This window comes from Romboutsia sp. MSSM.1001216sp_RTP31141st1_G3_RTP31141_220114 (assembly GCF_039031195.1).
GTDB classification, from domain to species: Bacteria; Bacillota; Clostridia; order Peptostreptococcales; family Peptostreptococcaceae; genus Romboutsia_C; species Romboutsia_C hominis.
The window spans coordinates 46,438-56,365 of sequence record NZ_JBCIUO010000012.1 but is presented as its reverse complement, the minus strand read 5'-3'; the positions used below and the strand labels follow the sequence as shown (position 1 = coordinate 56,365).

General features: G+C 31.2%; 9 protein-coding genes and 1 rRNA gene. All 10 read right to left on the bottom strand.

The annotated features are described in order from the left end of the window. Positions 1–155 (bottom strand): 16S ribosomal RNA (locus ABCP60_RS13095); the annotation flags it as partial. A 220-nt stretch (positions 156–375) separates the two neighbouring features. Beyond that, on the bottom strand, positions 376–561 hold the full coding sequence (locus ABCP60_RS13090) for a hypothetical protein (RefSeq protein ID WP_092921510.1): 186 nt from the start codon (positions 559–561) through the stop codon (positions 376–378). A gap of 356 nt (positions 562–917) precedes the next feature. Further along, positions 918–2,447 carry a lysine--tRNA ligase gene (gene lysS / locus ABCP60_RS13085; RefSeq protein ID WP_343101858.1) on the bottom strand — a complete coding sequence of 510 codons (1,530 nt, stop codon included), beginning with the start codon at positions 2,445–2,447 and terminating at the stop codon, positions 918–920. A gap of 17 nt (positions 2,448–2,464) precedes the next feature. Then, the gene (gene greA / locus ABCP60_RS13080; RefSeq protein WP_092921514.1) at positions 2,465–2,944 is read right to left on the bottom strand and encodes a transcription elongation factor GreA; all 480 of its coding nucleotides are present in this window, start codon (positions 2,942–2,944) and stop codon (positions 2,465–2,467) included. A gap of 102 nt (positions 2,945–3,046) precedes the next feature. Next, a complete protein-coding gene (dusB, locus tag ABCP60_RS13075) occupies positions 3,047–4,021 on the bottom strand; it encodes a tRNA dihydrouridine synthase DusB (RefSeq protein WP_092921722.1) in 975 nt (324 codons plus the stop codon). A 142-nt stretch (positions 4,022–4,163) separates the two neighbouring features. Further along, positions 4,164–4,934, bottom strand: a complete 771-nt coding sequence (locus ABCP60_RS13070) for a type III pantothenate kinase (RefSeq protein ID WP_092921516.1) — start codon at positions 4,932–4,934, stop codon at positions 4,164–4,166. A gap of 18 nt (positions 4,935–4,952) precedes the next feature. Further along, on the bottom strand, positions 4,953–5,552 hold the full coding sequence (locus ABCP60_RS13065; RefSeq protein WP_242977260.1) for an ECF transporter S component: 600 nt from the start codon (positions 5,550–5,552) through the stop codon (positions 4,953–4,955). A 156-nt stretch (positions 5,553–5,708) separates the two neighbouring features. Then, a complete protein-coding gene (locus ABCP60_RS13060; protein ID WP_195238348.1) occupies positions 5,709–6,668 on the bottom strand; it encodes a P1 family peptidase in 960 nt (319 codons plus the stop codon). After that, a complete protein-coding gene (locus ABCP60_RS13055) occupies positions 6,661–7,638 on the bottom strand; it encodes a biotin--[acetyl-CoA-carboxylase] ligase (protein WP_195238350.1) in 978 nt (325 codons plus the stop codon). Before ABCP60_RS13055 ends, ABCP60_RS13060 begins: the two co-directional genes overlap by 8 nt. A 336-nt stretch (positions 7,639–7,974) precedes the next feature. After that, on the bottom strand, positions 7,975–9,921 hold the full coding sequence (gene ftsH, locus ABCP60_RS13050; RefSeq protein ID WP_195238352.1) for an ATP-dependent zinc metalloprotease FtsH: 1,947 nt from the start codon (positions 9,919–9,921) through the stop codon (positions 7,975–7,977). Positions 9,922–9,928: the final 7 nt, after the last annotated feature.

The following is a 9,928-nucleotide window of genomic DNA, read 5'->3' as shown; positions in this document are numbered from 1 at the left end:
AGCATACCTTTCGGTATGTTATCCGTGTGTACAGGGCAGGTTACCCACGCGTTACTCACCCGTCCGCCGCTCTTTACCGAAGTAAATCGCTCGACTTGCATGTGTTAGGCACGCCGCCAGCGTTCATCCTGAGCCAGGATCAAACTCTCAAATAAAAGTTGTTACCTGCTCAGACTATCATTATCTGAATATCTGGCTTGGTTTGTTTTCGATTCTTTTAAGAATCAGTTATATAAATTAACCTACTGTTTAATTTTCAAAGTTCTTATTTACACTTTATTTTGTGTTTTTCGTTTTGCCTTTTTCTTAAGGACAAGTAATACTATACCACCTTATTTTTATAACGTCAACACTTTTTCAAAACTTTTTTTAATTTTATTTTGCTATCTTAGTTTCATATATATTTACTTGTTCTCTAGCTTTAGTAATTTCAACACTTCTAGCTTTTTTATTTTTACTTAAATCTAAAATTTTTATTACATCTTTGCAAAAATAAATCATAATTTCTCCAACTAATAAACTAACACATATTAAACATATCCAATTCATAACCCCAAACATACTATTTCCCCCTAAACTTAATTTTATGTATTTTTCTATATTTTTATTAAGCTTTCCTTTATAAAAATTAATCTATATATCTTCATTTTTTATTTTTTTAATATCCTTTCTCCTATTGGGATACTATATTCTTCACTATTTTGTATATTTTTTTAATGATTCTTGCTAAAAATTATATTTTATTATTTAATCTTTTATCAATTTTTTGCATAGTAAATAAGATTTTTAACGCTTAAAATACATTACTTCTAATTGTAAGCGCTATATTATATTTAAACCTTAATTATCATTAAATCAAAATAAAAACCCTATAAAATAGCTTTTAAAAGCTATTTTATAGGGTTTTTATTCATAATCTATTCTTCGTCTGCTTTGTTGCTTGTAGAGTTATCTATTGGTTTCATTGTTGGGAATAAAATTACGTCTCTTATAGATGGAGAATTTGTTAATAACATCATAACTCTATCTATACCTATTCCTAATCCACCAGTTGGAGGAAGACCTACTTCTAGAGCATTTACGAAATCTTCATCCATATCACAAGCTTCGTCATCTCCTAATTCTTTCTTTCTTAATTGGTCCATAAATCTTTCTTTTTGATCTATTGGATCATTTAACTCAGAGAATGCGTTAGCTAATTCCCACTTATTTGCAAATGCTTCGAATCTATCTGTTTTTCTTGGATCTTCTACATTTCTCTTAGCAAGTGGAGATACTTCAACTGGATGGTGAGTTATAAATGTAGGTTGGATTAACCTATCTTCTCCAAATTCTTCGAACATTGCATTTATAACTTCTCCTCTTCTCATTCCAGGAGTTATTTCTATTCCTTTTTCTTTAGCAACTGCTAAAGCTTCTTCATCTGTGTCTATTTTTGAGAAATCTACACCAGTATATTCTTTAACACAGTCTTCCATAGTCATTCTTCTCCATGGAGGAGTGAAGTCTATTTCAGTTCCTTGATAATTTACCTTCATACTTCCTGTAGCAGCTTCAGCCATATAAGCTATAACATTTTCAGTTATATCCATCATATCTGTGTAATCTGCATAAGCTTGGTATAATTCTATAGCAGTATACTCTGGGTTATGCTTTATAGACATACCTTCATTTCTAAACATTCTACCCATTTCGTATACTTTATCAAATCCACCAACTATAAGTCTCTTTAAGTATAACTCATTGGCAATTCTCATGTACATAGGTATATCTAGTGTATTATGATGAGTTATGAAAGGTCTAGCATTAGCCCCACCAGCTATAGTATTTAATATTGGTGTTTCAACTTCTAAGAATCCTCTTTCATCTAAGAAAGATCTTAAAGCTTTTAATGCTTTAGTTCTAGTTAAGAAAGCATCTTTAACTTCTGGGTTAACTATTAAGTCAACATATCTTTGTCTATATCTTAAATCTTGGTCTTTTAATCCATGATATTTTTCTGGTAATATTTGAAGTGATTTAGATAATAAAACAACTTCATTTGCTTTTACAGAGATTTCTTCTTTTTTAGTCTTGAATACTTCACCTTCAAGCCCTATTATATCTCCTATATCATATGTAGAGAATATAGCATACTCTTCTTCACCTATTCTATCAAGTCTAACGTAGCATTGTATTCTTCCGTCTTGATCTTGTATATCGATGAATCCTGCTTTACCTTGAAGTCTCTTACTCATTATACGTCCAGCTATTCTAACTACTTTTCCTTCAAATTCTTCAAAGTTATTTTTTATTTCCATAGAGTTAGTAGTTCTGTCATATCTACTTTGGTGGAAAGGATCTCTTCCCATTTCTTGTAGCTTAGCTAACTTATCTCTTCTTATTTGAAGAACTTCACTAAGTTCTTCTTGAGTTTGATCATTATTCATTTGTTGATCATTATTCATTTGTTTTACCTCCCATATTATCTTTTTATTTCTAATATTTCAAACTTAGCAACTCCGTCTGGTACTTGTACTTCTACAACATCTCCTATAGTTCTTCCTAAAAGAGCTTTTCCTACAGGAGATTCATTTGATATTCTTCCTTCATATGGGTCTGCTTCTGCTGAACCTACTATTGTATATTCAACTTCTTCATCAAATTCAACATCGTTTACTTTAACTATTGAACCTATAGTAACAACATTAACATCTATTTGACTTTCATCTATGATAACAGCTCTTCTTATCATACTTTCTAACTTCATTATTCTCTCTTCAACTTGAGCTTGCTCATTCTTAGCTTCATCATACTCAGAGTTTTCAGATATATCTCCAAAAGATATAGCTACCTTTATTCTATCAGCAACTTCTCTTCTTCTTACAGTTTTTAAAAACTCTACTTCTTCCTCTAACTTATCGAATCCTTCTTGAGTTAACAGTATTTCTTTCTTATCTTCCATGACCCCTACAACTCCTTCACTATGTATTTGGGCATAAGCCCAATTTTTAAATTTTGCTCAAAATATACATTTTTAATTTATGCGCTATATTATAAGTTACTCTTATTTCAATGTCAAGCAGTCTTCCATATACTCACGTAGCTTAGATACTACTTCTTCATGGCTTTCTATCTTATTTATTTCATCTCTAACTCTAGCAGAGTTTTTAAGTCCTTTTAGGTACCAACCTATATGCTTTCTCATTTCTCTTACAGCAACATATTCTCCATGCTCTTTTACCGCTAAATCTAAATGTTTAATAGAAGTGTTTATCTTTTCTTCTAATGTTGGTTCTGGTAATATCTCACCAGTTTGCATGTAATGATTTATTCTCTTGAATATCCATGGGTTACCTTGAGCCCCTCTACCTATCATTATAGCATCACAATTTGTTTTGTCTAATATATTTCTAGCATCTTCTACTGTAAATACATCTCCATTTCCTATGACAGGTATACTTATATTTTTCTTTATTTCACCTATTATATCCCAATCTGCTTTTCCAGAATAATATTGTTCTCTAGTTCTACCATGTATAGCTAAAGCACTTATACCACAAGCTTCTGCTATTTTAGCTATCTCCACTGCATTTATGCTATTATCATCCCAGCCTTTTCTTATTTTTAAAGTTACTGGCTTATCTGAATTTTTAACTACGGCCTTTAAAACTTCTTCAGCGAGCTTAGGATTTTTCATAAGAGCTGATCCATCACCATTTTTAACAACTTTAGGTGCTGGACATCCCATATTTATATCTAATACTTCATTTGGGTATTCATTCATTATTTGAGCAGCCCTTCCCATAAACTCTGGGTCTGAGCCAAATATTTGAACTGCTACTGGATGCTCTGCATCTTCTATTTTAAGCATTTTTTTAGTATTCTCATCATCATAACATAATGCCTTAGCATTTATCATTTCCGTATAAAGCATTCCACAGTTTTGTTCTTTACATATAAGCCTAAATGGTAAGTCTGTTACACCAGCCATTGGCGATAAAAAGACTTTATTTTCAAGCTCTAAATTTCCTATTTTTATCATTTGTCTCCTCCTATATGATGTATTTTTATTATTTATATATATCCATAAATTAATTCATTATCACAAAATTCATAATTTAGATACATATTTTGAAATTGATTTATTCAAAAAAAGAATTGGGCAAATAACCCAATTCCCTCTATTCTTTGTTCTTCTCGTATATTAATCTTAATCCTTCTAAAGTTAAGTATTTATCTACATAGTCTATAGAATCTGTTTCTGATGCTATAAGAGTTGATAATCCTCCTGTAGCAACAACTTTTATGTTTTCATAATCAAGTTCTTTTTTCATCATTTCTATTATCTTATCAACTAATCCCACATATCCATAAACTATTCCAGCTTGCATAGCTGATACAGTATTTTTGCATACTGTAGTTCCTGGTTTTATAAGTTCAACTCTAGGAAGTTTTGATGCTCTTTGGAATAAAGCTTCACTTGATATCTTTATCCCTGGAGCTATAGTACCTCCTAAGTATTCACCTTTATCAGATATAGCACAGAATGTTGTAGCTGTTCCAAAATCAACTATTATAAGTGGATATTTGTACTTTTCTATACCAGCAACAGCATTTACAATTCTATCTGCCCCTACTTGCTTAGGATTGTCGTATTTTATATTCAATCCTGTTTTTATCCCAGGACCAACTATCTTAGGATTTATGTTACAGTATTTTATACAAAAATTTTCAAGAGAATGCATTACATTTGGTACAACTGAAGATATTATTATATCCTCTATTTCATTTATATCTATATTATCAAATTTAAATAAGTTACTTATTAACATTCCATATTCATCAGACGTCTTTTCTTTGTCTGTGTTTATTCTCCAGTCTTTTATTAACTGTTTTTCTTTATATATACCTAAAACCATATTGGTATTTCCAACATCAAATACTAAAAGCATTTATTATTAACCTTCTTTCTACCTTTTGATGACTTTTTTTAGGGCCATTATAACAGGTGATACTACTAAAGCTCCAATTATCGCTTCAGGTATACCATTTGTTGCTGCAAGAGTAAATATAAATGTTCCTGCAGTAGAAGCACTTGCCCCACTTACTTCAGCAAACCTAGCTCCATATAAGATATAAATCATGCCTAAAACACCTGCTGTGTTTATTATAGAACCTAATCCTCCGGCTAATAATCCTGATATAGATGCTTTTTTAGTTAACTTCATGGCGAATTCATATATATAATACGCTAGTATTCCTATCAACACTCTTGGAAGTATAGACACTAGTGGATTAATAAATGCGAAAGATGTTATCGTAGGTTGAGTCAATGCCTTTATAAGGCTAGTCAGACCAAATATAAACCCTACTGTAGCTCCAACTATAGGACCTTCTATAATTGAACCTATGATAACAGGTACATGCATTATAGTTGCATTAGTGGGTCCTATAGGTATATACCCTATCCCTGGTATCATTGACATCATAATAGATACTGCGGAAAGCACACCTATTATAGCCATCTTTCTTACGTTCACATTTTTTGTAGCTTTTGTTTGCACGTTCATAAAATACACCTCCGTTCCAGCTCATAAAGATGCCGGACTTCTTAAATTATTTAGTTTTTTTAATTCCCTTGATATCAAGTCAGGCTCCTATATCTCAAGGATGCCAGCTGTAACAAGAATAATTGTATCAATAGGAAATAACATTGTCAACAATTCTTAGTTTCCTATTATTTCTTTATATGAAGGTATATTCTTTATAGAATTTGCATTTTTTATTGCATTTATTACACTTTTTTCTACAACCTCTGTAGCTATAGAACTAACTAAAGTTATATCTGACTCTATTTCCCCTGTAGCCATTGTGAAAATTGTATCTCCATCATGAGGTGTATGTATAGGGAATATAGATTTTGCATAACCATTATGTGCCACTTGAGATACTTTCTTGCACCCTGCTTTATCCAGCTTAGCATTAGTAACAACTACCCCTATAGTAGTGTTATCTATGCTAAATCCACCTTTTGAGAATCCTTCTTTCAAAATATCATAAGTGCTAAGATTTTTCTTTTTACTATCATCTAAAACCCCAGCTATTAATTTCCCATCTTCATACACATCTCCAAAAGCATTTACAGCAACTAATGCAGATACAACTAATCCATTTTCTAATTCTATAGAATAGCTTCCTATTCCACCTTTCATACAGTATTCTGGTCCTCTTATCTTTCCTACTGTAGCTCCACATCCTGCACCATAATTACCTTGTCTTAACTCTTTATCTGTGGCAACTTCACAAGCCTTATACCCCATATCTATATTTGGTCTACATTTTGGATCCCCTACTATTAAATCAAATAATACAGCTCCAACTACTATAGGTACTTTAGCTACTCCAACATCAAACCCTATATTATGTTCTTCCAAATATTTGCTTACTCCACATGTAGATTCTAATCCAAATGCAGAGCCACCAGACAGAACAACTGCATGTACTTTTTGTATCATATTTATAGGATCTAATAAATCAGTTTCTCTTGTACCCGGCGCTGAACCTCTAACATCTACTCCACATGTAGCACCTTCTTCACATATAACAACAGTACATCCTGTTAACCCTTCAGTATCTTGAACTTGACCTACTTTTATACCTTTTACATCTAAAATATTGTTATACATATCCTTTAATCCCCCTTATAGAAATCTCTCCTGATATAATCTCTTTAATAGAACCATCATTTCTCTTTATAATTAAATTTCCCTCTTCATTTATATCTAAACATCTAACTAATTCTTTTTCTTCGCCTCTTATGGTGTATATTTCCTTTCCAATTATAGCTGAATGTCTTCTACAAATATCTAAAACTTTTTCTTTTGAATTATTATTTATATACTCTAGATACAGACTTTCAAATTCTAATAATATATTCCTTACTATATCGACTCTAGATACAATATAATTTTCCTTATATAGAGATGTAGCTACATCACATATTTCCTGGGAAAACTCCATAGTTTTTACATTTATTCCAATACCTAAGACAATATGATTAATTCTTTCTATTTCTGCGGATAGTTCAGTTAATATTCCACATATTTTTTTTTCATTTAATATAATGTCGTTTGGCCATTTGATTTTAGCATTTACACCTAGCTTATTTAAAGCTTCCACTATACTTGCTCCTGCTATTAATGTTATGAATGGTGCCTTATATGGAACTATATTTGGTTTAAGTATTATACTCATCCATATTCCTTCATATGAATTAGAATGCCAATTCCTACCTAGCCTACCTCTACCTTTTGTTTGCTCTTCGCTTATAATAACTGCACCTTCAGACTCTTCATTACCTATCTTCTTAGCATAATCATTTGTAGAATCAATTGTGTCGAAATGAATAATTTTCTTACCTAAAATTTTAGTATGTAGATTATGGTATATATTATCATAAGTAAGTAAATCATCAGGCTTTTCTATCAATCTATATCCTTTCTTGTTTACCGATTCAATATTATACCCCTCTTCTCTAAGAGACTTTATATGTTTCCAAACAGCTGCTCTAGATATTCCTAATTTTTTAGATAATTCTTCCCCTGAAATAAATTTACTTTTATTATCTAATATTTCTTGTATTATCTTTTTTCTCATCCTTCACCTCTATCTATATAACATTTATACAACCATATTACTTTTTAATTTATAACTAATTATACATTATCTATTAATATTTTCACATTTCAAATAACTTATAATTTTAATTTATTTTTAATCAACACTACATTAATTAGTATTCTAATAAAATAACTATTTATTTAACACTCTAAAGCTTTATCTATTCAATAAGAATAAAAATATCACCATTCATTATAAAAAGATTTATAACCTATTACATTAGCTTTAATTTTATATTTTATTAATATACTAAATGCATTATAGATTTATAGTATAAAAAAGAACCTTGATTAATCAAGGTTCTTTCTTATACTACTTGTTATCTATATCATTTTGAGTAGTGTCTTCATTTGTAGTATTTTCTAGGTTATTATGTTTTACTTCAAACTCTTCTGTTGTTATAGCAGTTGTATCAACTTTAGATTCATTATTTTCTAAAGGCAATTCTTTATCAAAAGCTTTTATAAATTGCTCTGCATCTAAAGTTTCATGTACTAATAATGCTTGAGCTATATACTCTAAACTATCCATATTATCTTGTAGTAATTTTTTAGTTCTAGCATAAGCTTCATCAACTATTCTGCTTACTTCCTTATCTATTTCATAAGCTATTTCTTCTGAGTAATTCTTTTTAGAATTGAAGCTATTTCCTAGGAATACCTCATCCTCTTGATCACCAAATGCCATAGGTCCAAGCTTTGAACTCATTCCATATTTAGTAACCATACTTCTAGCTGTAGATGCTACTCTTTCTAAGTCATTTGATGCTCCTGTAGATATATCATCTAAAACTAATTCTTCAGCAACTCTACCACCTAGTAAGACAACTATATTTTCTTTCATTTCATTCTTTGTTGCGTAGAATTTATCTTCAACAGGAAGTTGCATAGTAAATCCTCCTGCTCTTCCTCTTGGTACTATTGTAACTTGATGAACTGGACTTACATGTTCAAGTACGTGCGCACAAACGGCATGACCTGCTTCATGATATGCTGTAAGTCTTCTTTCAGGTTCACTTATTACTCTAGATTTCTTAGCAACACCTGCTATAACTTTTGTTATAGCTTCTTCTATTGTTTCCATTTGGATTTTCTTTTCTCTTTTTCTAGCTGTTAATATAGCAGCCTCATTCATTAAGTTCTCTATATCTGCTGGAGTAAATCCAGGTGTTCTCTTAGCTAAAACTTCAATATTAACATCATCTGCTAATGGCTTATTCTTAGAATGAACCTTAAATATAGCTTCTCTACCTTTAACATCTGGTGCTCCTACAACTACCTGTCTATCAAATCTTCCTGGTCTAAGTAATGCTGGATCAAGTATATCTGGTCTATTAGTTGCAGCCATTATTATGATTCCTTGATTAACACCAAAACCATCCATTTCAACTAGAAGTTGGTTAAGTGTTTGTTCTCTCTCATCATGACCTCCACCAAGACCTGCTCCTCTTTTTCTACCAACAGCATCTATTTCGTCTATAAATATTATAGCTGGTGCATTCTTTTTAGCTTGTTCAAATAGGTCTCTAACTCTAGATGCCCCTACCCCAACAAACATTTCAACGAAGTCAGAACCACTTATACTAAAGAATGGAACTCCTGCTTCTCCTGCAACTGCTCTTGATAAGTAAGTCTTACCTGTACCCGGAGGACCTACCATAAGTATACCTTTTGGTATTCTTGCTCCTAAATCAATATACTTTTTAGGGTTTTTCAAGAAGTCTACAACTTCTTGTAAATCTTCTTTTTCTTCATTTAAACCTGCTACATCTTTAAATGTAACTCTAGTTTTTTCGTCATCTTTATGAACTTTGGCTTTTGACTTACCGAAGTTCATAACCTTTCCGCCTCCGCCTTGAGACTGATTCATGAAGACAAACCATATTATTACCATGAAGAATATTAATAATAATGTCGGTAACATTTCTACAAACCAAGGAGTTGATGGTCTTGGCTCTCCACCAAACACTAATTTACCTTCCATAGCTTGACTTAAGATTTCATCAGCTAATTTATCTCCCATTACTTCTTTTGGAACATATGACCTAAACTTTACGTTAGAGTTTTTTATAGTTCCTTCTACTGCAGTCCCATCAACAAAATGTATTCTTGATACATTTCCTTTTTCTAATTCTCTATATACCTTAGAGAACTGCATATTTTCTATCTTTTCAGTAGGTTTTCCTGAAAACTGTACTATTCCTACTATGATTATAAATATTAGTAGGTAGAAACCTATTCCCTTGAAAAATTTATTCAAAAGAAGT